This window comes from Phenylobacterium sp. (assembly GCF_030698145.1).
GTDB lineage: Bacteria > Pseudomonadota > Alphaproteobacteria > Caulobacterales > Caulobacteraceae > Phenylobacterium.
The window spans coordinates 62,775-87,093 of the sequence record NZ_JAUYNW010000047.1 but is presented as its reverse complement, the minus strand read 5'-3'; the positions used below and the strand labels follow the sequence as shown (position 1 = coordinate 87,093).

Here is a 24,319-nt window from a genome sequence, read left to right as displayed (position 1 = left end):
GGCGCCGCCTGCTTCTTCCTGACCCAGAGGTATCCGTGGCCGACAGTCCCGCCCGCGAGGGCAGCCTCGACGCGCCGTTCCGCCATCCCATCGCCTGGCAGGACGAGGCCTATTACGACCTGGCCGCCGTCGAGAAGGAGATGGAGCGGCAGTTCGACGTCTGTCACACCTGCCGCCGCTGCTTCAATCTGTGCGACAGCTTCCCGCGGCTGTTCGACCTGATCGACGAGTCCAAGACCGGCGAGCTCGATAGCGTGGCCAAGAGCGACTACGCCAAGGTCGATGAGGCCTGCACGCTCTGCGACATGTGCTTCCTCACCAAGTGCCCCTATGTCCCGCCGCACCCGTTCGACATCGACATCCCCCACCTGATTCTGCGCTACCGCGCCGCCAGGCGCCGGGCCGGCGAACGCCAGTTCGTCCGCGACCAGCTCGGCCAGACCGACCGCAACGGCAAGCTGGCCAAGCCCCTGGCCGGGCTCGCCAACTGGGCCACGGCGCGCAAGAACACCCCGTTGCGCAAGCTCCTGGACGCCATCGCCCAGATCGACGCCGAGGCCGAGCTGCCGCAGTACCACTCGAAAACCGCCACAGACCGCCTGAAGGTCCCCGTGCCGCCGAACCCCCAGGGCCCGGCGCTCGGCCTGCGCAAGGCGGTGCTCTATGCGACCTGCTTTGTCGACTACAACCAGCCCGACACCGCCGTCGCCGCCGCCCGCGTCCTGGCCCGGCAGGGCGTCCAGGCCGAACTGCTCTATCCGGAATGCTGCGGCATGCCCCAGCTCGAGGCCGGCGACCTGGCCGACGTGGCCGGCCGCGCCGAGCGGATCGCCAAGGCCTTCGCCCCCTATATCGACCAGGGCTACGAGGTGGTGGCCCTGACCGCCAGCTGCGGCCTGATGATGAAGTTCGAATGGCCGCTGCTGCTGCCGCAGAACCACGCGGTGCTGCGCCTGGCCGCCGCCACTCGCGACATCAGCGAATATGTGGTCGACATCGCCAAGACCCACGGCCTGGCGCCTGGCCTGTCCCCGGTCGAGGGCGGCGTCACCGTCCACCACGCCTGCCACGCTCGGGCCCAGAACATGGGTCAGAAGTCGGCCGAGATGCTGCGCCTGATCCCCGACACCCGCGTGGAGGTGGTCGAGCGCTGCTCCGGCCACGGCGGCACCTTCGGGGTGATGAAGAACACCCATCCCGTCGCCATGAAGGTCGGCAAGCCCGCCGCCCGCGCCGTGGCCAAGCAGGCGAGCGCCGAGCTCTGTTCCGACTGCCCGTTGGCCTGCAAGCACCTGGGCCAGATGCTGACCGTCGAGACGGGAAGCGAGCTCGCCCAGCCGCGCCAGTCCCATCCCATCGAAATCCTGGCCCGCGCCTATGGCGCGCTCTGACGAGGTCCCCATGCCGATCAATCTCCGCCTGGTGACCCCCGACGACCTGATGCCGGACGCCGACTTCGCCAAAGTCCGCGCCGAGCGCCGCGCCGCCCTGCTGCCGGCCAAGCGCCTGCGCCGCATCGCGCTCGGCCCCAGCTGCACGGTCTATTTCGAGTCCTTCGAGACCATGCTGTTCCAGATCCAGGAGATGCTGCTCACCGAGAAGGGCGGCGCGGCTCAGGTTCCGGATGAACTGTCCGCCTATAACCCATTGATCCCACAGGGTTCTGAACTGGTGGCGACCATCATGTTCGAGATCGACGACCCGGTCCGCCGCGCCGCCCTGCTGGCGCGCCTGGGCGGGGTGGAGGACCTGTTCTTCCTGCAGATCGGCGCCGACAAGGTCACGGGTGTTCCCGAGGGCGACGTGGAGCGCACCCGCGAGGACGGCAAGGCCTCCTCGGTCCACTTCGTTCGCTTCCCGCTGACCTCCGACCAGGTCGCTGTCTTCCGCGATCCGACACTCGCGATCCTGGTCGGCTGCGATCACGAGGCCTATGCGCACCTGGCGGTGCTCAGCCCCGCCACGCGGGCCGAACTGGGCCGGGATTTCGCTTAAGGTTTCGCGAGTCGAGCCAGGTCATCGCGATCCTTCTTCCCTTGCCGGAGAAGGACGAGAGGCCATCTTTCGTGCTCTTGCGCCGCAGCGCCGAAGCCGTCGCACGAAAACCGGTTTCCAAGGCCCGCGAACGCTCTAGGTTCGCGAAATGACCTCCTTCGCCTCTAGGCTCCGCGCCGCCGCCGGTCAGTCGACCCTGCGAATCCTCGCCAGCCTGGTGGTCGGCCTGATCCTGGGCGCGGCTCTGGTCGACGCCTGGTTCCTGGATAACATCCTGGCGGTGGCCGAGCCCGTGGGCGGCATCTGGCTGGACGCCCTGCGTATGACCATCGTGCCGCTGGTCTTCTCGCTGCTGGTGGTGGGCACAGCATCGGCGGCCGGCACCGCGGCGGCCGGCGGGACGGCGGCCAAGGCGCTGGCGATCTTCGGCCTGCTGCTGGTCGCTTCAGCGACCTTCTGCGCCCTGGCGCTCAGCGCCGTGCTCGCCGCCTGGCCCGCGCCCGTCGAGGCCGTGGCCGGCCTGCGCGCCGCCGCCGGGGCCTCGGCCGAGACGGTTCCGGAATTCCCGACCATGGGCGCCTGGCTGCGCGCCTTCGTGCCGACCAATCCCGTGGAGGCCGCCGCCAACGCCCAGATGGCCCCACTGGTCGTGTTCGCCCTGCTGTTCGGCCTGGCCGCCACCCGGATTCGGGGCGACCTCCAGACCAGCCTGCTGGCCTTCTTCCAGGCGGTGATGGATGTCATGCTGGTGCTGGTCCAGTGGGTGCTCTGGGTCGCCCCCATCGGCGTCCTGGCCCTGGCCTTCATCGTCGGCGCCAAGGCGGGCTTCGGCGCGGCCGGCGCGCTCGGGCACTACATCCTGCTGCTGTCGGGCGTCTGCATCGCCGTCACTCTGCTGGCCTACCTGATCGCGCTGGCCGCCCGCGTCCCGCTGTTCGCCTTCGCCCGGGCGGTGGCGCCGGCCCAGGTGGTGGCCTTCTCCACGCAATCGTCCATCGCCTCGCTTCCGGCGATGATCGCCGGCGCCGCCCAGCTCGGCACGACCGAGCGGGTGAGGGGCATGGTCCTGCCGCTGGCGGTCTCGCTGTTCCGCATCACCAGCCCGGCGGCCAATCTGGGCGTGGCGATCTACTGCGCTCATGTCTATGGCGTCGACCTGACCGCGGCCCTTCTGATCGCCGGCGTCGGGGTGGCCGCGGTGATCAGCCTGGCTTCGGTGGGCCTGCCCGGCCAGATCACCTTCTTCACCACCACCGGCCCGATCTGCCTGATCATGGGCGTGCCGCTGGAGCTGCTGCCGATCCTGCTGGCGGTGGAGACCATCCCCGACATCTTCCGCACCGTGGGCAATGTGACCGCCGACGTGGCCGTCACCTGCCTCGTCGAAAGGCGGCCCGGCGCATGACCGCACAGGCGCAGCGCCCCGTCGCGGCCCCGCGTGGCCGACGTCGGAAGGGGGAGGGGCCCGACCTGCGCGGGGCGATCCTCGACGCCGCCGAGTTGCTGTTCGCGGGCCACGGCTTCTACGGCGTCACCACCCGCCAAGTGGCGGCCGAGGCGGGTGTCGACACCGCCCTGATCCACTACTATTTCGGCTCCAAGCGCGACCTGTTCGACGCAGTCTTCGCGCGCCGCGCGGAGATCCTCAACGCCGAACGCCTGCAGGCCATGGCCGCCTACGAAGCCGCCCATCCAGGGACCATGACCGCCAGCGGTGTGATCGAGGCCTTCATCGGGCCGTTGATCGATCGTTCCCTCACCGCCGAGGCCGGCTGGAAGAACTATTTCCGCCTGGTGGCCCTGGTGAACAACACCCCGGCCTGGGGCGGCGAGACCATGCACCGCTACTTCGATCCTGTGGTTCACCGCTTCATCGACACCCTGAAGAAGGTCATGCCGGGGGCCGAGCTCGCCGACCTCTACTGGGGCTACCAGTTCCTCACCGGGTCGATGATGCTGGCCCTGTCGGAAACCGGCCGCATTGACCAACTCTCGGAAGGGCTCTGCCGCTCGACCGATCTGGACGCCGTCCGGGCGCGGCTGTTCGACTACTGCGCCGCCGGCTTCGAAGCGATCGTCGGGAAGCCGAAGCTCGGCTAGCGTCCCTGTGGCGCCAATTCATCACTTGATTAAAAAACGACCAAAACCGTCGCGGGACGGCTGGCGGCACACGCCAGAATAGTCTCAGTCTCCGCGAAATTCGTCTTCCGATGAATTTCAATGATCGCCGGCTGTCCAACGGCCGCGCCTGGGAGAGACAAGATGCACTACATGATGAAGGCGGCGCTCCTGGCGGGCGCGGCGTGGTCGGGCATGGCGACGATGGCGCTCGCCCAGGCGCCCGACGCCGACGGCGTGTCCGTCGAGGAACTGGTGGTGACCGCGCGTCGTCGCGACGAGAACCTCAAGGACGTGCCGGTCGCCGTCACCGCCGTCACAGCCGAACGGCTGGAACGCACCGGCGCGGTCGACCTGACCGTGATGCAGCAGACCACCCCCAACCTCACCGTCCAGGTGGCGCGGGGCTCCAACTCGACCCTGATCTCGTTCATCCGCGGCGTTGGCCAGCAGGATCCGCTGTGGGGCTTCGAACCGGGCGTTGGCCTCTATATCGACGACGTCTATGTCGCCCGGCCGCAGGCCGCCGTGCTGGACGTGTTCGACATCGAGCGCATCGAAGTGCTGCGCGGACCCCAGGGCACCCTCTACGGCCGCAACACCATCGGCGGCGCGATCAAGTACGTGACCGCCAAGATCCAGGGCGAGCCGGAGATGAAGTTCAAGGGCGCGTTCGGCTCCTACGGCCAGCGCGACTTCGTGGCCTCCGCCAAGGGCAAGGTCAGCGACACCCTGGGCCTTGGTCTGACCTGGGCCAAGTTTGACCGCGACGGCTATGGCTCCAACCTCAACACGGGCGCCGAGCACTACAACAAGGACGTCGGGGCCGCGCGCGCCACGGCCGAGTGGGAGCCGACAGAGAACCTGTTCTTCCGCCTGTCGGGAGACATCGTCCAGGACAAGTCCAATCCCCGCCACGGCCACCGCGAGACCCAGGCCCTGAGCGCCGCGGGCGTTCCCATCGCCGGCGGCGCCCCGCCGTCCGATGTCTACGACACCTACGCCGGCGCCGGCGACGTCAACCGGGTCGAGACCCGCGGCGTCTCGTTGCTGGGTCAGTGGAATGTCAGCGACGTGCTGACCTTCAAGTCGATCACCGCCTACCGCGCCGGCGAGACCCTGGGTCCCATCGACTTCGATGAGCTGCCCGCCAAGATCCTCGACATCCCGGCCCGCTACAGCGACCACCAGTTCAGCCAGGAACTGCAGATGCTCTATACCGGCGAGCGCCTGCAGGCCGTGGCCGGCCTGTTCTACCTGAACGCCACGGCGGCCGGCGCTTTCGACACGGTGCTGAGCCAGGCCAACCTGACCATCGCCACCGCCGGCCATGTCGACACCAAGAGCTGGTCGGCCTTCGCCGACGTCAGCTACGACCTCACCGATGCGCTCACCCTGTCCGTTGGCGGCCGCTGGACCAAGGACGAGAAGACGGGCCAGGTCTATCGGCAGAACTTCACCGGGCTGATCAGCCCGCAGTTCGGCAATCCGACCGCGATTCCGGGCCTGGTGCGATCGAACTACAGCAACACCAAGGACTTCGAAAAGTTCACTCCGCGCGTCTCGCTGCGCTACGAGTTCAATTCCGAACTCACCGGCTATGTCTCCTACAGCCAGGGCTTCAAGTCGGGCGGCTTCGACATGCGCTCCGACCTCGTCCTGACGCCGACCTCGATCAACGGCTACGAGCCCGAGACGGTCGACTCCTACGAGGCGGGTCTGAAGGGCTACTTCTTCGATCGCCGCCTGTCCTTGGCCAGCGCCGTCTTCTACGGCAAGTACCAGGACCAGCAGATCACCCAGCAGACCCCGGTCGGCGCCTCCATCGCCAGCCAGGTCCTGAACGTGGGCGAGAGCCACATGTCGGGCTTCGAGCTGGAAGGCGTCGCGGCCTTCACCTCCAACCTCAGCGCCAACTTCTCGCTGGGCTATATCAAGGCCGAGTTCGACGAATACAAAGCCCTCGACCTCACCGTCGCCCCGCCGGTGGTGCGCGATTTCTCCAACGCCCGGGTGTTCCAGAACACCCCGGAATGGAACGGCAGCTTCGGTCTGACCTACGTCCACGACCTGGGCGACCACGGCAAGCTCACCTTCTCGCCCAACGCCGCCTACCGCAGCGATTTCAACATGTTTGAAATCCCTTCGCCCCTGGACCAGAAGGCCTACTGGCTGACCAACGCCAGCCTGGTCTGGTCCTCGGTGGACGACCGTTACACGGTCGGCTTGCACGGCAAGAACCTGTCGGACGAGCGCTACCGCGTGGGCGGCTACAACTTCCCGCAATCGGCTGGCGTCCTGTTCGGCAACTCGGTGACCGCCTACTACGGCCCGCCGCGCACCGTGACCCTGTCGCTGGAAGCCAAGTTCTAGGCTTCTCCTTAGGGGGCGCGGAGCTTTCGGCTTCGCGCCCTTTCGATTCCTGTTAGGGCTTGACCATGGCCATGGCGAACGCGCGAGCGGCGGAGCAGGGCGGCGGCTACCGCTATGCGGTGTTGGCGCTGTTGATCATCGCCTACACCTTCAACTTCCTGGACCGTCAGATCCTCGGGATCCTGGCCGGCTCCATCAAGAAGGACCTCAACCTCACCGACAGCCAGCTCGGCCTGATGGGCGGCCTGGCCTTCGCCCTGTTCTATACGGGCCTGGGTATCCCGATCGCCTGGCTCGCCGACCGGTGGAGCCGCACCTGGATCATGACCGGGGCGCTGACCATCTGGAGCGGCTTCACGGCGCTCTGCGGCTTCGCCGGCGGTTTCTGGCCCCTCTTCCTCTGCCGCATGGGCGTCGGCGTGGGCGAGGCGGGCGGCGTGGCCCCGGCCTATTCCCTGATCTCCGACTATTTCCCCAAGGACCAGCGCGCCCGGGCGCTGGCGGCCTATTCCTTCGGCATTCCCGTGGGCAGCGCGCTCGGCATCCTGTTCGGCGGGCTGATCGCGGCGACCATCGACTGGCGCGCGGCCTTCATCATCGTCGGCGTCGCGGGCGTGCTGCTGGCGCCGATCTTCCGGCTCGTGGTGCGCGAGCCGCGCCGGGGTCTGGCCGACCTAGAGGCCGGCGCGCCGATCCCCGAGACCGAACCCGTCGCCCCACCCAAGGGCGCGATCGGCCTGCTGCTCCGCAAGCCGAGCTTCTGGCTGATCTCGCTGGCGGCCTCGGCCTCGTCGGTGTGCGGCTACGGCGTCGCCTTCTGGCTGCCGTCCTTCTTCGAGCGCAGCCTCGGCATGGGCCTGGTGGACCGTTCGCTGTTCCTGGGCACGATCACCCTGGTCGGCGGCGTGCTGGGCATCTGGGCCGGCGGCTGGCTGGGCGACCGGATGGGCGGACGCGACAAGCGCTTCTACCTGCTGATCCCGGCTGCGGCATTCACCCTGGCCCTGCCATGCTTCTTCTTCGCCATCGGCGCCAAGTCGATGGTCGTGGCCTTCCTGCTGTTCCTGATCCCCCAGGGCCTGAACCTGGCCTGGGTCGGTCCGGTGATCAACGCGGTCCAGCACCTGGTGCCGCCCGCCTCGCGATCCACCGCCAGCGCCTGCTTCCTGTTCGTCAACAACCTGATCGGGCTTGGCCTGGGCACCTACTATTTTGGCGCGGTCTCCGACCTCCTGACCCCGCGGTTCGGCGCCGAGGCCCTTCGCTACGCCATCTATTCGGGCCTGGGCTTCTACCTGCTGAGCGCGCTGCTCTTCGTGGCCGCTTCGAGCGTCATCAAGCGCGATTGGGTCGACCAATAGGGAGCGTTGCAGCGCACGCCCCGCCGCTATAGGTTCCCCCGCTCAAATCCCTAACGCCCTTTCGCGCGGAGTCCCCTTTCGTGGTTGATGTCTTTGAAGAGGTCGAGGAGCAGCTCCGCTCCGACCGCTACAAGGCGCTTGCGCTGAAATCCCTGCCGTGGGTCGGCGGGGTGCTGGCCCTGGCCTTGGTCGTCGCCCTGGCTGTCTGGGGCTATCAGACCTACCAGGCCAAGACCAACGCCCAGGCGTCTGACCAATACGCGTCTGCTGTCGAGGCCTTCAACGGCGGCCAGCGCGACGAGGCCGTGCGCCTCTGGGGCGAGGTCGCCAAGTCGCCGTCCAAGGCCTACAAGTCCCTGGCCCTCCAGCAGCTCGCCGGCCTGCAGCTCGCCGACGGCAAGGTCCCGGCGGCCGTGAAGCTGTTCGACGAGGCCGCCGAGGCCGCGCCGACCCCCATCCTGGGCGACATCGCCCGCCTCAAATCCGCCTTCGCCTTGCTCGACTCAAGCCCGTACAAGGACATGGAGGCGCGCCTGAAGCCGCTCACCGAAGAAGGCCGGCCCTATCGCGTCGAGGCGCGTGAAGCCCTGGCCTTCGCCAAGATCATGGCCGGCGACGCCACGGGCGCGCGCAGCGACTTCGTGGTGCTGTCGCTGATGGCCGATGCGGGCGAGGGCGTGGCCCAGCGCGCCCAGGCCGCCATCGCTCTGATCGACTCCAGTTCGGCCAAGGCCATCCCCGGCGCGGTGAAGGCCGCCATGGCCCTGCCGCCGCCCGTCACGCTGCCCCCGGGCGCCCTGCCGCCTGGACTCGCGCCCCAGCCCGCGCCGCAACAGCCAGCCCCCGGACCCCAATGACGCCTATGCGCCGTAACAGCCTGCTTGTTCTCCTTCTCGCTGCCAGCGTGACCGTGGGCGGCTGCTCGACGATCAGCAGACTGAACCCGTTCAAGGGTGGGGACGACGGCCCGCAGGAGACCGCCGCCGAGGGTGAACGGATCGCCATCGTCGCCGCCGACCAGACCCTGGAGGTCGCCGAGGCCCTGAAGGGCGCCGACTTCTTCCTGCCCGCCCCCGCGGCGGTCGCTGAATGGCCGCTGCCCGGCGGCAACGCCGAACAGTCCGTCGGCCATGCCGAGGCGGGTGGAAACCTGTCCATCGCCTGGAAGCGCGGCTTCGGCGAGGGCTCGGGCAAGGGCGCCTATGTCACCGCCCCGCCTGTTGCGGCCAACGGTAAGATCTTCGTCATGGACGGCGGCGCCAACGTCTCGGCCTTCGACGCCCAGTCGGGCTCGCAGGTCTGGAAGGTCAGCCTCCGCCCCGACAGCAAGCGCGACAAGGAAGGCTTCGGCGGCGGCCTCGCCGTGGCCGACGGCAAGCTCTATGTCAGCTCCGGCTACCGCTTCGTGGCCCAGCTCAACGCCGACACCGGCGCGGTGGCGTGGAAGACCACCACTGAACAGCCGCTGCACGCGGCCCCGACCGTCTCGGGCGGGCGCATGTTCGTGGTGGCGGTGGACAACACCCTGCTCACCTTCGACGCGGCCACTGGCGCCGACGGCTGGACCTATCAGGGGCTGTCGGAATCGGCGCGCATCCTGGCGGCCTCCTCGCCGGCGGTCTCGGGCGACACCGTGGTTGCGGCCTTCGGGTCGGGCGAACTGGTCGCCCTGCGCGCCGCCAACGGCAACGACCTGTGGAACGAGGCGCTCAGCCGCGCCAACCGCAACAACGCCCTGTCGGAAATCCGCGATATCCCCGGACGTCCGGTGATCTTCCAGGGCGACGTCTTCGCGGTCAGCCATTCGGGCGTGTTCGCCGCCACCGACCTGCGCACCGGCCAGGCGCGCTGGACCCTGCCGGTGACCGGCATCACCAGTCCCTGGCCCGCGGGCGACGTGGTCTATGTGGTGTCCAAGTCCGGCGAGGTGATTTGCGCGGCCCGCGAGAGCGGCCAGATCTACTGGATCCGCGACCTCGGAGTCGGTCGCGAGAAGCTGCGCGGCAGGGGGTTCATGGGCATGAGTTTCCTGGGCGGCAAGAAGAAGTATTCGACCCGCCCGATCTGGTCGAGCCCGGTGCTGGCGTCCAACCGCATCGTGGTGGCCGGGACCAGCGGCGAGCTGGTGGCGATCAACGCCAAGACCGGCGAGATCGAGAAGACCGTGAACCTCGGCGCCCCCACCCTGATCGGTCCGATCGCGGTGAACGGCACCATCTATGTCGTGACGGATGAGGCTCAACTCATCGCGCTGCGCTAACCCGGACGAAACGTGACGCCATGCCGATGCGGCTAGCTATTGTCGGGCGTCCCAATGTCGGGAAGTCGACGCTGTTCAACCGACTGGCGGGCAAGAAGCTCGCCATCGTCGACGACCAGCCGGGCGTCACCCGCGATCGGCGCTATGGCACCGGGCGGATCGGCGATCTTGAGCTGGAGCTGATCGACACCGCCGGGTTCGAGGACGTCACCGACGACAGCCTCGAGTCGCGGATGCGCCAGCAGACCGAGCTCGCCATCGCCGAGGCCGACGTGGCCCTGTTCGTCATCGACGCGCGCGACGGCGTGACCCCGATGGACGAGGTGTTCGCCGAGATCCTTCGCAAGTACGACAAGCCCGTAGTGGTCGCCGCCAACAAGGCCGAGAGCAAGGCCAGCGACGTCGGCGTCATGGAGGCCTTCGGCCTGGGTCTGGGCGAGCCCATCGCCATCTCCGCCGAGCACGGGGAGGGGATGGCCGATCTCTTCCAAGCCCTGTTGGCGGTCGAGCCCGAGGCCGACGACTCCGAGGCCGAGGAAGACGACAAGCCGATCCGCATCGCCATCGTCGGGCGCCCCAACGCCGGCAAGTCGACCCTGGTCAACAAGCTGATCGGCGAGGACCGGCTGCTGACCGGCCCGGAGGCCGGCATCACCCGCGACGCCATCTCGGTGGACTGGACCTGGGACGGTCAGGCCGTGCGCCTGGTCGACACCGCCGGCCTGCGCCGCAAGGCCAAGGTTCAGGAGAACCTGGAGAAGCTCTCCACCCACGACTCGATCCGGGCGATCACGTTCGCCGAGATCGTCATCCTGGTGATGGACGCCACCCACCCCTTCGAGATCCAGGACCTGCAGATCGCCGATCTTGTTGAACGAGAAGGACGTGGGCTCGTTTTCTGCCTGGCCAAGTGGGACTTGGTGGCCGACCAGGGCGCGACGTTGAAATACATCACCGAGGAGGCCGGTCGCCTGCTGCCGCAGCTTCGCGGCTCTCCCGTGGTCGCCCTGTCGGCGGAGACCGGCCGCCACCTCGACCGGCTGATGCCGGCGGTGTTCAAGGTCCACAAGGACTGGTCGACCAAGGTCAAGACCCGCGACCTCAACGACTGGCTGCACATGGCCATCGAGCGCCATCCCCCGCCGGCCGTGGGCGGGCGCCGCGTGCGGCCGAAATATATGGCCCAGACCAAGGCCCGGCCGCCGACCTTCGTGCTGTTCGCCACCCGCGCCGACCAGCTGCCCGACCACTATCGGCGCTACCTGATCAACTCGCTGCGTGAGAGCTTCGACATGCCTGGCGTGCCCATGCGGCTGACCGTCAAGTCGAACAAGAACCCCTATGCCGAGGGCGAGGACAAGGGCGGGCCCGCGCCCCGCTCCTCGGCCCCCAACTTCGCCCCCAAGATCGGCAAGAAGGCCGCCGCCCCCAAGGGCGTCGCGGCCACCCGCGCCCGGATCACCGCCGCGGCCGCAGCCGCCGAGGTCGAGGCGCCGGTCGTGAAGGCCAAGCCGAAGCCCAAGGTGAAGCCGAAGACCAAGCTCGCCTCGGTGGGCAAGTTCAAGATCGGCGCGGGCCCCACGCCCAAGGGACGCAAGGCCAAGCTGCTGCGCCCCGGCGTCAAGCCGAAGCGAGCTTCCCGGCCGCCGCCCAGTCGGAAAAGCGGACGTTGACCTTGGGCAGGCCGAGATCAGCCTGCGCCAGCTCTACGATCATCGGCCCGATCTCCGCCGGCTCGGGCAGGGTCATCGGATCCTCGCCCGGCATGGCCTCGGCGCGCATCTTGGTGCGCATGGTCCCCGGATCGACCAGCACCGCGCGGATGGGTGTGTTCTCCAGCTCGTCGGCCCAGGTGCGCACCAGATGCTCCAGGGCGGCCTTGGAGGCCCCGTAGGCCCCCCAGAATGCCTTGGGACGCTCCACGCGCCCGGTGGTGAAGAAAATGCCCCGCCCGGCCTCGGACTCGCGCAGCAGGCGCTCCGTCGAACGGATCAGCCGGTAGGTCGAGGTGACGTTGCTGGAGAACACCTTGTCCCAGGCCGGTGGATCGATGTGCGACACCGGGGTCAGGCCGCCCAGGATCGCGGCGGCATGGACCAGGATGTCCAGCTTGCCGAACCGCTGGTGGATCGCCAGGCCCAGGCCGTCGATGGCGTCGCCCTGCATCAGGTCCAAGGGCGCCAGGGTCGCGGCCTTGCCGGTGGCGGCCTTGATCTCGTCGTCCAAGGTCTCCAGCGCCCCCTGGGTGCGGCCGACCGCGACCACCTGGGCTCCGGCCTGGGCCAGCGCCAGGGCGCAGGCGCGGCCGATGCCGCGGGTGGCGCCGGTGACCAGGGCGATCTTGCCGTCGAGGGGAAGGGAGGCGGTCATGGAGAAACTCGTTTGGCGTAGCGCTGCGCCAGGGCGGCGCAGGTCATCAGTTGGAACTGGTGATAGAGCATCACCGGCAGGAGAATGAAGCCCACAGTGGCGGCGGGGAACAGCACCCCGGCCATGGGGACCCCGGCGGCGAGGCTCTTGTTGGAGCCCCCGAACACGATGGCGATCTCATCCTCGGTCGAGAAACCGCGAACCCGCGCCACCCAGATCATGAACCCGAGCGACATGGCCAGCAGGACCACGCAGATCAGCATGATCCTGGCGAGGTCCAGGGCCGAGACCTGGCTCCAGATCCCGGCCACGACCGCGCCGGAGAAGGCGTTGTAGACCACCAGCAGGATCGAGCCCCGGTCGGCCAGCCCGAACAGTTTGGCGTGGCGCTGGATGAAGCCGCCGACCCAGCGACGCAGGACCTGGCCCGCCACGAAGGGCGCCAGGAGCTGCAGCAGGATCGCCTGGAACGAGGCCAGCGACACGCCCTCGCCCTGGGCGCCCAGCAGGGCGCCCGCCATCACAGGGGTGACGATCATGCCCAGCAGGTTGGAGACCGAGGCTCCGCAGACCGCCGCCGCCACATTGCCGCGCCCGATGGCGGTGAACCCGATCGCCGACTGGATGGTCGAAGGCAGGCAGGCCAGGAACACCACGCCCGGCGTCAGGGCCGCGGGCAGGACCCAGCTCGGCAGAGCGGCCGCGCCCAGGCCGGTCAGCGGCCACAGAATGAAGGTGGTCACCATCACCAGGCCGTGCAGCCGCCAGTGCAGCAGGCCCTTGACCACCGCGTCGGGGCTGAGCTTGGCCCCGTGCAGGAAGAACACCAGGGCGATGCCGAACTTGGTGGCGGTGGCGACCACCGGCGCGGCCTCGCCCCGCGCAGGCAGGATCGAGGCCAGCACGACCATGCCGACGATGGCGGCGATATACCAATCCAGGCCCAGCGCTTTGCGCCAGGCCGCGATCCTTGAGATCACGCGTCGACCAGGAACGAGAGCTGGCGGTCGGCGCCGTCGTTGCGGCCTTCGGCGATCTCGCGGTCCAGCAGCCGCGTCGGATAGTCGCCGGTGAAGTAGTGGTCGGTGAACTGTGGGTTCACCGGGTCGCGCGGGTCGGCGTTCATGGCCGCATAGAGCCCGTCGACCGAGAGATAGCCCATGGAGTCGACCTCGAGGATCTTGGCGATCTCCTCGACCGACTTGTTGGCCGCCAGCAGGTGCTCGCGGTCGGGCATGTCGATGCCGTAGTAGTCCGGCCACTTGATGGGCGGAGAGGCCGAGCGCAGGTGCACCTCGGCGGCGCCAGCCTCGCGCACCATCCGCACCACGCGCACGGAGTTGGTGCCGCGCACGATGGAATCGTCGATCAGCATCACCCGCTTGCCGGCCAGCACGTTGCGGTTGGGCGAGAGCTTCATGCGCACACCCAGTTCGCGGGCGCCTTGCGTCGGCTGGATGAAGGTGCGGCCCACATAGTGGTTGCGGATGATGCCCATCTCGAAGGGCACGCCGGTCTCCTGGGCGTAGCCCAGGGCGGCGGGCACGCCGGAGTCGGGCACCGGCACGATCACGTCGACGGGGACATGGCTCTCCTGGGCCAGCCTGCGGCCCATGCGCTTGCGCACGTCATAGACCGAGCGGCCGTTCACCACGGAGTCGGGCCGGGCGAAATAGACGTATTCGAAGATGCAGGGCCGGGCGCGGGCGGCGGGGAAGGGCTTCAGGCTCTCGATGCCGTCGTGGTCGATGACCACCATCTCGCCGTGCTCGATGTCGCGCACGAACCGCGCGCCGATCATATCGAGCGCGCAGGTCTCAGAGGCGAGCACGTACTTGCCGTCGATCTCGCCCAGCACCAGCGGGCGGATGCCCAGCGGGTCGCGCACGCCCACCAGCTTCTTGTTGGTCAGCGCCACCAGGGCGTAGCCGCCCTCGATCCGCGACAGGGCGTCGATGAACCGGTCCACGAAGCGGGCCTTCCGGGAGCGGGCCAGCAGGTGGAGGATTACCTCGGAGTCCGAGGTCGACTGGAAGATCGCGCCTTCCGAGACCAGTTGTTCGCGCAGGGTCAGGAAGTTGGTCAGGTTGCCGTTGTGGGCCAGGGCCACGCCGCCGGCCTCGAGATCGGCGAACATCGGCTGGACGTTGCGGATGAAGCTGCCGCCGGCGGTGGAGTAGCGGGTGTGGCCGATGGCGCAGTGGCCGGGCAGGCGGTCGACCAGGTCGGCGCCGGCGAAGGCGTCGCCCACATGGCCCATATGGCGCTCGGTGTGGAAGCGGTGGCCGTCGAACACCGCGATGCCGCACGCTTCCTGGCCGCGATGCTGCAGGGCGTGGAGGCCGAGCGCGGTGATGGCGGCGGCGGCGTTGACGTCGAAGACCCCGAAGACCCCGCATTCGAGGCGGGGCGTGTCGTCGTCAGGATCCCGGTGTGGCGGCGCCGCAGGGCGCCATCGATCCAGATCCTGGGTCATCGGGATTTCTCCACCAGATCATCGAGCCCGCCGCGGTCGCGGGGGTCATAGCCCTGAGCGTCACGAGAGTCACCCCCAGCGGTCGTCGAACCGTCACGAACCGCCTCGCCCAGGGGCGCGCGCAGCTTGTCAGCCAGGTCCAAACCCTTGGGCATGAAGGCCTTCAGCGTGTCGGCGGCCGCGCGGGTCACGGGATAAAACGCCGCACCCCTCATCCACTGGGGCAGCCGATTCGGCGGCGTGGCGGCGTGGAACACCAGGTGGAAGGCGCCCAGCACCACCAGGGCGCGGATCAGGCCGAATCCCAGGCCCACGATCCGGTCCAGCATGCCCAGCACCTGGATGCCCTGGATCTTGCGCACCATGCCGGCTCCGGTGATCCGCAGCAGGGCGTAGACCGCCACGAACACCACCAGTCCGGCGGTCAGGGTCCCCAGCCAGTCGGGATCGATCAGGTCGCGTCCGATCGCGCCGGTGTAGCGCAGGCCGAACACTGCGATCACCGTGGCCAGGATCAAGGCCAGGGCCGTCACCATCTCGCGCGTGCCGCCGCGGATGAGGCCGGCGCCCGCCGAGACCAGCAGGATCAGGCCCACCACGATATCGAACCAGGGCAGGGGGCCTAGTCCCATTGGGCTTCGCCGATCCGGGCGACGGCGTCGGCCAGGCGCGCGGCCCCGTCGATCTTCATCCCGCCGCCGTCGATGTCCTTGGGGCCGAGCGCCCGGCGGAAGCCCAGTTTGGCGGCCTCCTTCAGGCGCGATTCCATGCGGCTGACCGGCCGGATGTCCCCTGACAGGCTGATCTCGCCGAACACCACGCAGTCCTGCGGCAGGGCGACGTCCAGCGCCGAGGAGGCCAGGGCCGCGGCGGCGGCGAGGTCGGCGGCCGGCTCATTGATCCGCAGGCCGCCGGCCACGTTCAGATAGACGTCGCGATTGCCCAGGGACAGGCCGCAGCGGGTCTCCAGCACGGCCAGGACCATGGCCAGGCGTCCTGAGTCCCAGCCCACCACCGCCCGGCGCGGCGTGCCGTAGGCCGAGGGCGCCACCAGGGCCTGGAACTCCACCAGCACGGGCCGCGAGCCCTCGATGCCCGCAAACACCGCCGCCCCGGCCGCGCGTTCGCCCGAGGTGTCCAGGAACAGGGCCGAGGGATTCTTCACCTCGCCCAGGCCTGAATCGCCCATCTCGAAGACGCCGATCTCGTCGGTGGCGCCGAAGCGGTTCTTCACCGCGCGCAGGATGCGGAACGGGTAGCCGCGCTCTCCCTCGAAGGCGAGGACCGCGTCGACCATGTGCTCGATCACCCGGGGCCCGGCGATTGTCCCCTCCTTGGTCACGTGGCCGACCAGGATCACCGCCACGCCCTGTTTCTTGGCCAGGCGCACCAACTCGCCGGTGGCGGCGCGCACCTGGGTGACGGAGCCCGGCGCGGCCTCGTGGACGTCACTCCACATCGTCTGGATGGAATCGATGACCACCAGGTCAAACTTCTCGCGCTTCAGGCTGTCGAGGATGTCGCGCAGGGCGGTCTCGGTGGCGAGCTTCACCGGTGCGTCGGCCAGGCCCATGCGCTGGGCGCGGCCCCGCACCTGGGCGAGGGATTCTTCGCCGGAGATGTAGCCGCAGTTGGCCCCGCGCCGCGCGGCGCTGGCCATCACCTGCATCAGCAGGGTCGACTTGCCGACCCCCGGGTCGCCGCCCAGCAGGATCGCCGAGCCCGGCACCACGCCGCCGCCACAGACCCGATCGAATTCTCCGACCCCCGTGATGATGCGCGGCGGGGAGGGGGTGTGCTCGTCCAGGCCCTGGAAGGTCAGGCCGCGGGTCTTGGAGGCGCGGCTGGGGGCCAGGGCGCCGGGCGGCCGCGACTGCACTTCCTCGACCAGGGTGTTCCAGGCGCCGCAGGCCGGGCATTGCCCAGCCCACTTGGTCTGCGTGGCCCCGCAGGACTGACAGACATAGACGGCGCCGTCGCGGGCCATACGGGCTCCCTGATTCGTTGAAGCCGCCAGCTTAGACGGGCCGGCCGTCCGCGTCCGTCGCGGATCGATCTCGGTTGCCGAAAGGGCGGCTTAGGCTAGGCTCCCCATGTGGGGATTGGACTGTCTGACTGGGAGGCCTCTATGAGCGCAGTTGAACCGGGCTCGGCGACGTCGGGGCTCGTCGAGCGGGTGAAAGCCATTCTGTTGCAGCCCACGGCGACGTGGGAGGTGATCGACGGGGAGCCGGCGACGATCGGCGGGCTCTACAAGGGCTACATCATCCCCTTGGCCCTGATCCCGGCCGTGGCCGGACTGCTGGGGGCGATCGTGTTCGGCTACGGCATGTTCGGCGTCAGCTACAAGCCGCCGATCCTCTGGGCGGTCTCCGGCGCGGTGGTGGGCTTCTGCGCCACCCTGATCGGCGTCTATGTGCTGGCCCTGATCATCGACGGCCTGGCGCCCAGCTTCGGCGGGACCAAGAACCAGATCCAGGCCTTCAAGGTCGCGACCTACGCCGGCACGGCCAGCTGGGTGGCCGGCGTGTTCCAGGTCTTCCCGCCCCTGAGCATCCTGGGCCTGCTCGGCCTCTACAGCCTGTTCCTGCTCTACAAGGGTCTGCCCAAGCTGATGAAGGCGCCCGAGGAAAAGGCCACGACCTACACCGTCGTGGTCGTCATCGCCGCCATCGTGCTGGCGATCATCGCCGGGGCCATCGTCAGTCCGATCATGGGCATGGGCCGCGGCTCGGGCCTGATGGCCGATCACGGCAGTTCGGCGGGCACGCTCACCGTCGGCGGCAACAAGGTCAATCTGGGCGAGCTGGAGGCCGCCTCGAAGAAGATGGAGGCCGCCGCCAAGCAGATGGAGAGCGGCAAGGGCCCGGCGCCCACCGATCCGTCCATCCTGAAGGCCTATCTGCCGGCCGACGTAGCCGGCATGGCACGCACCGAGGTCACCACGGGTTCCGGCGGCGCGGCCGGCATGAGCGGCTCCCAGGCCGAGGGCGTCTACACCAAGGGCGACGCCACCATCCGGCTCAGCGTCACCGACCTGGGCGCGGCCGGCGCCCTGGCCGGCATGGCCGGCGCCTTCAACGTCGAGTCCTCCAGCGAGAGCGACGGGCGCTATGAGAAGGTGGGCAAGGTCGATGGGCGGATGACGACGGAGTCCTACGACAGCTCCACCAAGCACGGCGAGTACAACGTCCTGGTCGGCGACCGCTTCATGGTCGCCGCCGACGGCCGCGGCGTCAGCGTCCAGGACCTCAAGGCCGCCGTCGCCGCCGTCGGCGTCGCGCGCCTGGAGGCCCTGGCCAAGAAGGGCTAGCGCTCGCCCAGATAGACCCGCTCGGCCCGCCCGCCCAGGCGCACCAGGCACTCGTGCGCCACGGTGCCGGCGGCGGCGGCAAGGTCGTCCAGCAGCACATTGGCGCCTAGCAGCTCGACCATGTCGCCGGGGTTCGCCTCGGCTTCGCCGATCTCGATGGCGATGAGGTCCATGGTGACAATCACCACCCTCCGCCGCGCCCCAGCGAACCAGGCGTAACTGGCGCCCATCGCCGCGCGGATCAGCCCGTCCGCATAGCCCGCGGCCAGCACCGCCACGCGGCTGTCGCGTTCGATCATGTTGCTGGAGCCGTAGCCGATCATCTGGCCCGCGGCCACGTCGCGGACATAGAGGATCGGCGCCTCGAAGGTCGCCACGGCGCGTAGGCGCGGATCGGGCCGTTCCTCCGGCCCGCCGCCATAGAGGCTGATCCCCGGCCGGACCATGTCGAACTGGTAGCCGGCGCCCAGCGCCATGCCCGCCGAGGCCGCGAAACTGGCGCGGGCCTGCGGGAACAGCGGCCGCACGGCGGCGAAGGCGGCGAGTTGGGCGGCGCTGCGCGGGTCGGCCGGATCGGTGGCGGAGCCCAGGTGGCTCATGATCACCTCGACCTTCAGGCCGGACGGCGTAGCGCCGGCCAGGGCGCGGGCCTCGGCCGGCGTCAGGCCCTGGCGGTTCATGCCGGTGTCGACCTGCAGGGCGACGCCCAGCGGCTCGCCAGCGGCGAAGGCGCCCGCGGCGTCCACCTGGGCCAGGCTGGACAGCACCGGGGTGAGATCGGCCGCGGCCAGGCGCGGTCCCGTCCCAGCCGTGAAGCCGTCCAGCACATAGATCGTCGCGGGGTGGCCCAGCCCGGCGCGCAGGGCCTCGCCTTCGCTCAGCCGCGCCACGAAGAAGGCCCGCGCACCCTCGGCCCACAGCCGCCGCGCCACCTGGACCGCGCCTAGGCCATAGCCGTCGGCCTTGACCACCGGGGCGGACTCCGCCCCCGGGGCCAGGGCGCGCAGCACCGCGAAATTGTGGGCGAGCGCGTCGAGATCGATGGTCAGGCGTGCGGAGGAGGAAGCAGGCATCGCCGCTCCCATAACCGGTTTAGTGCGCGTTGTAGAATCCCTCGCGCGCCAGGTTGCCGAACTTGGTGATGTCGGAGTTGAAGGACAGTTTCACCGTGCCGATCGGGCCGTGGCGCTGCTTGCCGATGATCACCTCGGCCATGCCCGCCACCTGGTCCATCTGCTCCTGCCAGGTCAGGTGCTCGGGCGTGCCTTCCCGCGGCTCGGTCCGCCCCAGATAGTACTCCTCGCGATAGACGAACATCACCATGTCGGCGTCCTGCTCGATGGAGCCGGACTCCCGCAGGTCGGAGAGCTGGGGCTTCTTGTCCTCGCGGTTCTCCACCTGACGCGAGAGCTGGCTGAGCGCGATGATCGGCACCGACAGCTCCTTGGCCAGGGACTTCATCGACTGGGTGATCATCGAGACTTCCTGCACCCGGTTGTCGTTCTTGCCGGTCCCGTCGCCGCCGGTGACCAGCTGCAGGTAGTCGATGACGATCAGGTCGAGGCCGCTGGTCCGCTTCAGCCGCCGAGCGCGGGCGGCCAGCTTAGCGATGGTGATGCCGCCGGTGGCGTCGATGAACAGCGGCGCGTCCTGGATCTCCAGCGCCGCGTCGCGCACGCGGCCGAACTCCACGGCGGTGATCTCGCCTTTGCGCAGCCGGTCACCCGAGACGCCGGAAACCTCGGCCAGCAGGCGCATGGCCAGCTGCTCGGCCGACATTTCCAGCGAAAAGAACGCCACGACCCCTCCGGACACGGTCTTCTTCGACCCGTCCGGCTGCGGCTCCCAGGCGAAGTGCCGGGCCACGTCGAAGGCGATATTACAGGCCAGCGCCGTCTTCCCCATCGAGGGGCGCCCGGCCAGGATCACCAAGTCGGAGGGGTGCAGGCCGCCCATCTTCTTGTCGAGGTCGATCAGGCCGGTGGAAATGCCGGCCAGGCCGCCGTCGCGGGCGTGGGCCTCTGCGGCCATGGTCACCGCCCCATGCAGGGCGTCGGCGAAGGGTATGAAGCCCTGGTTGACCGAGCCGGTCTCGGCCAGGCTGAACAGTTGCTGCTCGGCCGCTTCGATCTGGTCGCGGGCCGAACGCTCGGCGTCGGGCTGGGCCGCGGTGGTGGAGATGTCGCCGCCGATGCGGATCAGGTCGCGGCGCAGCGCCAGGTCGTAGATGGCCCGCGAATAGTCGTTGGCGTTGGCCGAGGGCGGGGCGCGGTCCACGAGGTCGGCCAGGTAGCGCACGCCGCCCAGCTCCTCGAACGCCGCGTCGCGGCTGAACAGCTCGGCCAGCAGGATCGGCTCGGCGAGCTGGCCCTTGCGCACCGCGGTTTCGACGGCCGTGAACAGGCGCTGGTGGAAGGGCTCGTAGAAGTGGCGCGCCTGCAGATAGTCGCCGACCCGCTCGAAGGCGGCGTTGTCGTAGAGCACGGCGCCCAGCAGGGCCTGTTCGGCCTCGATATTGGCCGGGGCGTGCGGGATCGCCGCGTCATTGTGGGCGGGGCGGAGGTCGAGGGCGGGAACGAGAGCCATGAGTTAACCGATATCCCGCCGCGAGCTCGGCGTGCACTGCGGCGCTTTGGCGGTCCACTGAAATCCGGGCGCCTGTGGACAAGCATCCGCCGTCCGCCACGCCAAAAACGGAAACGGCGCGGGAGATCTTGCTCCCGCGCCGCGTCAGTTTCGGACGTAGGTTCGCACGATCACCAGTTGATTGCGATCCGGCCGTAGACATAGCGGCCCGAGCGGCCGAACGGCGCGTAGTTTGAGAACGGCGTGTTCGAGGTGGTGTTGAGCGCCGGCGGGGTGGCCGTCGGATACTCGTCGAACAGATTGTCGGCTCCCAGCGAGAAGCGGACCCGCTCGCTGAGGTCCCAGCGGCCTTCCAGGTCGATGACCGTCGCCGCCTTCAGGGTCAGGTCCTGGGCCGCCGTGGTGCCGGGGCTGAGCACCTCGCCGTAGCGGGTGGCCCGCAGCGTCGCGCCGAGCGATCCCAGGCTCCAGTCCACCGAGCCCGAGATCTTGGAGTCCGGCGTGCCTTCCTCAAAAGTCAGCACGTTGATCCGGTCGAACAGCACCGGCGACGGGCTGAGGGCCGCCAGGGCGGCGGTGACCGGAACGCGCGTGACCTCGGTGGAGTTGAAGTTGGCGCCAAAGGTGAACCCGAAGGTTCCGATGACCTCGGCATCGACCTTGAAGTTGGCGATGATGTCGACGCCCTGGGTCTCGGTGTCGACGCCGTTGATGAAGAACCGGCCGCCGCCGACCGCCACGAAGCCACGCGACACCAGGAATGCCCGCACATTGGCCTGGGTCAGGTTCTCCGACAGCACGATCCGGTCTTCCAGCTCGATGCGATAGGCGTCGATCGTCAGGTTGACGCGGCCCAGGCGAAACACTGCGCCGATGGCGTAGTTGACCGACTTCTCGGCGTCGAGCGGCCGCGCGCCCAGGGCCGCGGCCACCGGGTCCGTCGCCGGGAAAGTGGTGATGTCGAACGGCACGCCGTTGATGAAGTTGGTCGAGGTGGTCGAGAAGAACTGTTGCTGCAGCGACGGCGCGCGGAAACCGTTCTGGACGGAGCCGCGGATCCCGAAGCTGTCATTGACGTCGTAGCGCGCCGCCAGCTTGCCGGTGACCGTCTCGCCGAAGTCGGAGTAGGACTCCGCTCGCAGGGCGCCGGAGACCAGGAACTGCTCGGTGAGGTTGGCTTCCAGGTCCAGGTAGACGCCGACCGAGGTGCGTTCCTCATCGAGCTCGTTCGAGGGCCGGAAGCCCGGGAAGACCTGTGCGCCCGAGGGGGTCGGCGCTCCGTTCAGCAGCACCCCGCCGTTGCGGTAGGAATCCGGCTCGCCGGCGTGGATCTGGTAGTTCTCGCGCCGCAGCTCGACGCCGGCCGCCACGTTCAGCGGCGAGGCCAGGCCCATGTCGTAGGTCCGCACGCCCGAGAGGTTGAAGACCAGCTGGTTGTACTCGAACCCGCCGGCGTCGAAGACCGTCTTGCTGGACGGGCCGATCGAGCGGTTGAGCGTGTCGCGGATCGTGAAGTCCATCGAGTTGGAGCCGTAGACCAGCGAGGTGTCCATATCCCAGTCGCCCAGCTTCCAGGTGACGCCGCCGGCCACTGAGCGGTCCTCCACGATCGGGTTGATCAGCGGCAGGAAGCCGTTCGGGTAGATGGAGGTGATGTTGCGGTCGTCCAGGGCGCGGCGGAAGAAGCCGGCCGAGGTGGCGTCGCGGTTCTGGTAGCTGGCCCAGCCATAGAGGCTGACGGCGTCGCTGACGTCGAAGCCGCCGTTGGCGAACAGCGTGTACTGCTTGACGCGTGGTTCGCCGTACCAGGCGTTGTAGCGGTCGAACGAGGCCTCGCGCGGATCGAAGGCGCCTGCGACCAGGGCGTATTGCGGGCGCCAGTCGGGCGCGGTGCGGATGGTCTTCTGCTGGTCGAGATACTCCGCCGCTAGGGTCAGGAAGCCGCCCTCGCCCACGGGCAGGCCGATCCAGCCGGCCAGGGTGGCGGTCTCGCCGTCGGTGCGCTCGTAGCTGGCCTTGTCGGCCACGGTCCAGTTGGCGCCGGTCGGCACGGGGGCGACCAGGGTGTCGACCGTGGTGAAGCGCGCGCCGTAGGTGGCGACGATGCCGCCGCCCTTGGAGGCTTCGCGCAGCCGCAGGTTCAGCACCCCGGCGATGGCGTCCGAGCCATACTGGGCCGAGGCGCCGTCCCGCAGCACTTCGATCGAGGACACCATGACCGAGGGGATGGTGTTCAGGTCCACGGCCGAGGCGCCGCGGCCGATCGTGCCGTTCACGTTCACCAGCGACGCCGAGTGCCTGCGCTTGGAGTTCACCAGCACCAGGGTCTGGTCGGGTGCGAGGCCGCGCAGGGTCGCCGGACGGATCGTGTCGGTGCCGTCGGCCAGGCCGGGGCGCGGGAAGTTGAACGAGGGCAGGGCGACCGAAAGGGCCTGGTTGAGCTCGGTCACACCAAGATTGCCCAGCTCCGCGGCGCTGATCACGTCGACCGGCACGGCGGTGTCCAGCACGGTGCGGTTGGCGGCGCGTGTGCCCGTGACGATGAATTCCTCGACCTCTGTCGGAGCCGCCGCCTGGGCCATCGCCTGGCCGGCGGTGAGCAGGGTCGCGGCCGAAGCCGTCGCGAGCAGAATGTGACGAGAGTTCATGTTTCCCCCAGGTATGCCCGCGGGCTCTTCGACCGCGCGTTGGCGTCTAGGGGTTTGAAGCTACTGGCGTTTGTCGCCAGCCGGTATGGCAAAACTGTCACAAAATTGCACAAACGCGATGTGTAGCTGCTCAGTTACTCGGCATCTACGGGCGAGTATCCGTTCCGCCCAAAGAAAACGGCGCGGAACCGGTGGGTTCCGCGCCGCTGTCGAAGGTCTCGAAGACGGGCCTTAGTGGTCGGCGCCGAAATCGACTTCGTGAGAACCGGCTCCGCCGGCCGCCATGTCGGCGGCGGCTTCCTCGTCGGCGATCCGGTCTTCCTCGAACTGCGAGGTGATGACGTTCTCGCCGCGGGCTTGGCGCTCGGCCTCGTCCTGGCTGCGGGCGATGTTGATGGTCACCGTCACGGCCACTTCGGCGTGCAGGCGGACCTTCACCGGGTGGACGCCCAGGGTCTTGATCGGCTTGTCGAGGGAGACCATCGACCGGTCGATCTTGCCGCCGGCGGCGTTGACGATGTCGGCCACGTCGCGACCCGAGACCGAGCCGTACAGTTGACCGGTTTCGCCCGCTTGCCGGATCAGGATGTAGGACGTGCCGTCCAGGGAATCCCCGGACTTGGCGGCCTGTTCCTTGGTCTTCAGGTTGCGCGCCTCGATCTCGGCGCGTTGGGCGTCGAAGACCTTCTTGTTGGCGCTGGTGGCGCGAAGCGCCTTGTGGCGGGGCAGCAGGTAGTTGCGCGCGTAGCCGTCCTTGACGGTGACTTCGTCGCCCAGCCCGCCACGGCCTTCGACTCGTTCGAGCAGAATGACTTTCAT

At 68.8% G+C, this 24,319-nt stretch carries 19 protein-coding genes; 10 read left to right on the top strand and 9 right to left on the bottom strand.

Going from position 1 to position 24,319, the window contains the following annotated elements; translation table 11 throughout:
• Nucleotides 1-35: 35 nt before the first annotated feature.
• From Q8Q77_RS06180 to der, 9 genes are all read left to right on the top strand, one after another.
• Nucleotides 36-1,391 (top strand): (Fe-S)-binding protein, encoded by a 1,356-nt coding sequence (locus Q8Q77_RS06180; RefSeq protein ID WP_305582217.1) that lies wholly within the window; start codon nt 36-38, stop codon nt 1,389-1,391.
• 10 nt (nt 1,392-1,401) lie between these two features.
• On the top strand, nt 1,402-1,995 hold the full coding sequence (locus tag Q8Q77_RS06175) for a DUF3501 family protein (protein WP_305582215.1): 594 nt from the start codon (nt 1,402-1,404) through the stop codon (nt 1,993-1,995).
• 148 nt (nt 1,996-2,143) lie between these two features.
• On the top strand, nt 2,144-3,400 hold the full coding sequence (locus tag Q8Q77_RS06170; protein ID WP_305582213.1) for a dicarboxylate/amino acid:cation symporter: 1,257 nt from the start codon (nt 2,144-2,146) through the stop codon (nt 3,398-3,400).
• A complete protein-coding gene (locus Q8Q77_RS06165; protein ID WP_305582211.1) occupies nt 3,397-4,095 on the top strand; it encodes a TetR/AcrR family transcriptional regulator in 699 nt (232 codons plus the stop codon). The genes Q8Q77_RS06170 and Q8Q77_RS06165 overlap by 4 nt, the downstream gene beginning before the upstream one ends.
• 162 nt (nt 4,096-4,257) lie before the next feature.
• Nucleotides 4,258-6,486, top strand: a complete 2,229-nt coding sequence (locus tag Q8Q77_RS06160; RefSeq protein ID WP_305582209.1) for a TonB-dependent receptor — start codon at nt 4,258-4,260, stop codon at nt 6,484-6,486.
• 71 nt (nt 6,487-6,557) lie between these two features.
• On the top strand, nt 6,558-7,847 hold the full coding sequence (locus tag Q8Q77_RS06155) for an MFS transporter (protein ID WP_305582208.1): 1,290 nt from the start codon (nt 6,558-6,560) through the stop codon (nt 7,845-7,847).
• A gap of 80 nt (nt 7,848-7,927) precedes the next feature.
• Nucleotides 7,928-8,704 carry a tetratricopeptide repeat protein gene (locus tag Q8Q77_RS06150; RefSeq protein ID WP_305582206.1) on the top strand — a complete coding sequence of 259 codons (777 nt, stop codon included), beginning with the start codon at nt 7,928-7,930 and terminating at the stop codon, nt 8,702-8,704.
• The gene (locus tag Q8Q77_RS06145) at nt 8,701-10,107 is read left to right on the top strand and encodes a PQQ-like beta-propeller repeat protein (protein ID WP_305582204.1); all 1,407 of its coding nucleotides are present in this window, start codon (nt 8,701-8,703) and stop codon (nt 10,105-10,107) included. Before Q8Q77_RS06150 ends, Q8Q77_RS06145 begins: the two co-directional genes overlap by 4 nt.
• Nucleotides 10,108-10,127: 20 nt before the next feature.
• Nucleotides 10,128-11,780 carry a ribosome biogenesis GTPase Der gene (der, locus tag Q8Q77_RS06140; RefSeq protein ID WP_305582202.1) on the top strand — a complete coding sequence of 551 codons (1,653 nt, stop codon included), beginning with the start codon at nt 10,128-10,130 and terminating at the stop codon, nt 11,778-11,780.
• Here the strand turns inward: der and Q8Q77_RS06135 are convergent.
• Genes Q8Q77_RS06135 through radA form a run of 5 tightly spaced genes read right to left on the bottom strand, consistent with a single transcriptional unit; the run spans nt 11,728 to nt 16,940 of the window.
• Nucleotides 11,728-12,477 (bottom strand): SDR family NAD(P)-dependent oxidoreductase, encoded by a 750-nt coding sequence (locus Q8Q77_RS06135; protein ID WP_305582200.1) that lies wholly within the window; start codon nt 12,475-12,477, stop codon nt 11,728-11,730. The two genes, der and Q8Q77_RS06135, sit on opposite strands and share 53 nt — an antisense overlap.
• Entirely contained in the window at nt 12,474-13,457 is a 984-nt protein-coding gene (locus Q8Q77_RS06130) for a bile acid:sodium symporter family protein (RefSeq protein ID WP_305582199.1), read from the bottom strand. The genes Q8Q77_RS06135 and Q8Q77_RS06130 overlap by 4 nt, the downstream gene beginning before the upstream one ends.
• Nucleotides 13,454-14,953: an amidophosphoribosyltransferase gene (gene purF, locus Q8Q77_RS06125; protein ID WP_305582197.1), complete on the bottom strand. Its 1,500-nt coding sequence runs from the start codon at nt 14,951-14,953 to the stop codon at nt 13,454-13,456. Before purF ends, Q8Q77_RS06130 begins: the two co-directional genes overlap by 4 nt.
• Nucleotides 14,950-15,585, bottom strand: a complete 636-nt coding sequence (locus tag Q8Q77_RS06120) for a CvpA family protein (protein WP_305582195.1) — start codon at nt 15,583-15,585, stop codon at nt 14,950-14,952. Before Q8Q77_RS06120 ends, purF begins: the two co-directional genes overlap by 4 nt.
• Complete coding sequence (gene radA / locus Q8Q77_RS06115; RefSeq protein WP_305582193.1) at nt 15,576-16,940, bottom strand: DNA repair protein RadA; 1,365 nt, start codon at nt 16,938-16,940, stop codon at nt 15,576-15,578. Before radA ends, Q8Q77_RS06120 begins: the two co-directional genes overlap by 10 nt.
• 141 nt (nt 16,941-17,081) lie before the next feature.
• Between radA and Q8Q77_RS06110 the strand changes: the two genes are divergently transcribed.
• Complete coding sequence (locus Q8Q77_RS06110) at nt 17,082-18,266, top strand: Yip1 family protein (protein WP_305582191.1); 1,185 nt, start codon at nt 17,082-17,084, stop codon at nt 18,264-18,266.
• On the opposite strand, the gene alr is transcribed toward Q8Q77_RS06110, so the two are convergent.
• The 4 genes from alr to rplI form a co-directional block, all read right to left on the bottom strand.
• The gene (gene alr, locus Q8Q77_RS06105; protein WP_305582189.1) at nt 18,263-19,339 is read right to left on the bottom strand and encodes an alanine racemase; all 1,077 of its coding nucleotides are present in this window, start codon (nt 19,337-19,339) and stop codon (nt 18,263-18,265) included. The two genes, Q8Q77_RS06110 and alr, sit on opposite strands and share 4 nt — an antisense overlap.
• 19 nt (nt 19,340-19,358) lie before the next feature.
• Nucleotides 19,359-20,852, bottom strand: a complete 1,494-nt coding sequence (locus tag Q8Q77_RS06100; RefSeq protein ID WP_305582187.1) for a replicative DNA helicase — start codon at nt 20,850-20,852, stop codon at nt 19,359-19,361.
• Between the two features lie 170 nt (nt 20,853-21,022).
• On the bottom strand, nt 21,023-23,500 hold the full coding sequence (locus Q8Q77_RS06095) for a TonB-dependent siderophore receptor (RefSeq protein ID WP_305582185.1): 2,478 nt from the start codon (nt 23,498-23,500) through the stop codon (nt 21,023-21,025).
• Nucleotides 23,501-23,731: 231 nt separating this feature from the next.
• Nucleotides 23,732-24,319 (bottom strand): 50S ribosomal protein L9, encoded by a 588-nt coding sequence (gene rplI, locus Q8Q77_RS06090; protein ID WP_305582183.1) that lies wholly within the window; start codon nt 24,317-24,319, stop codon nt 23,732-23,734.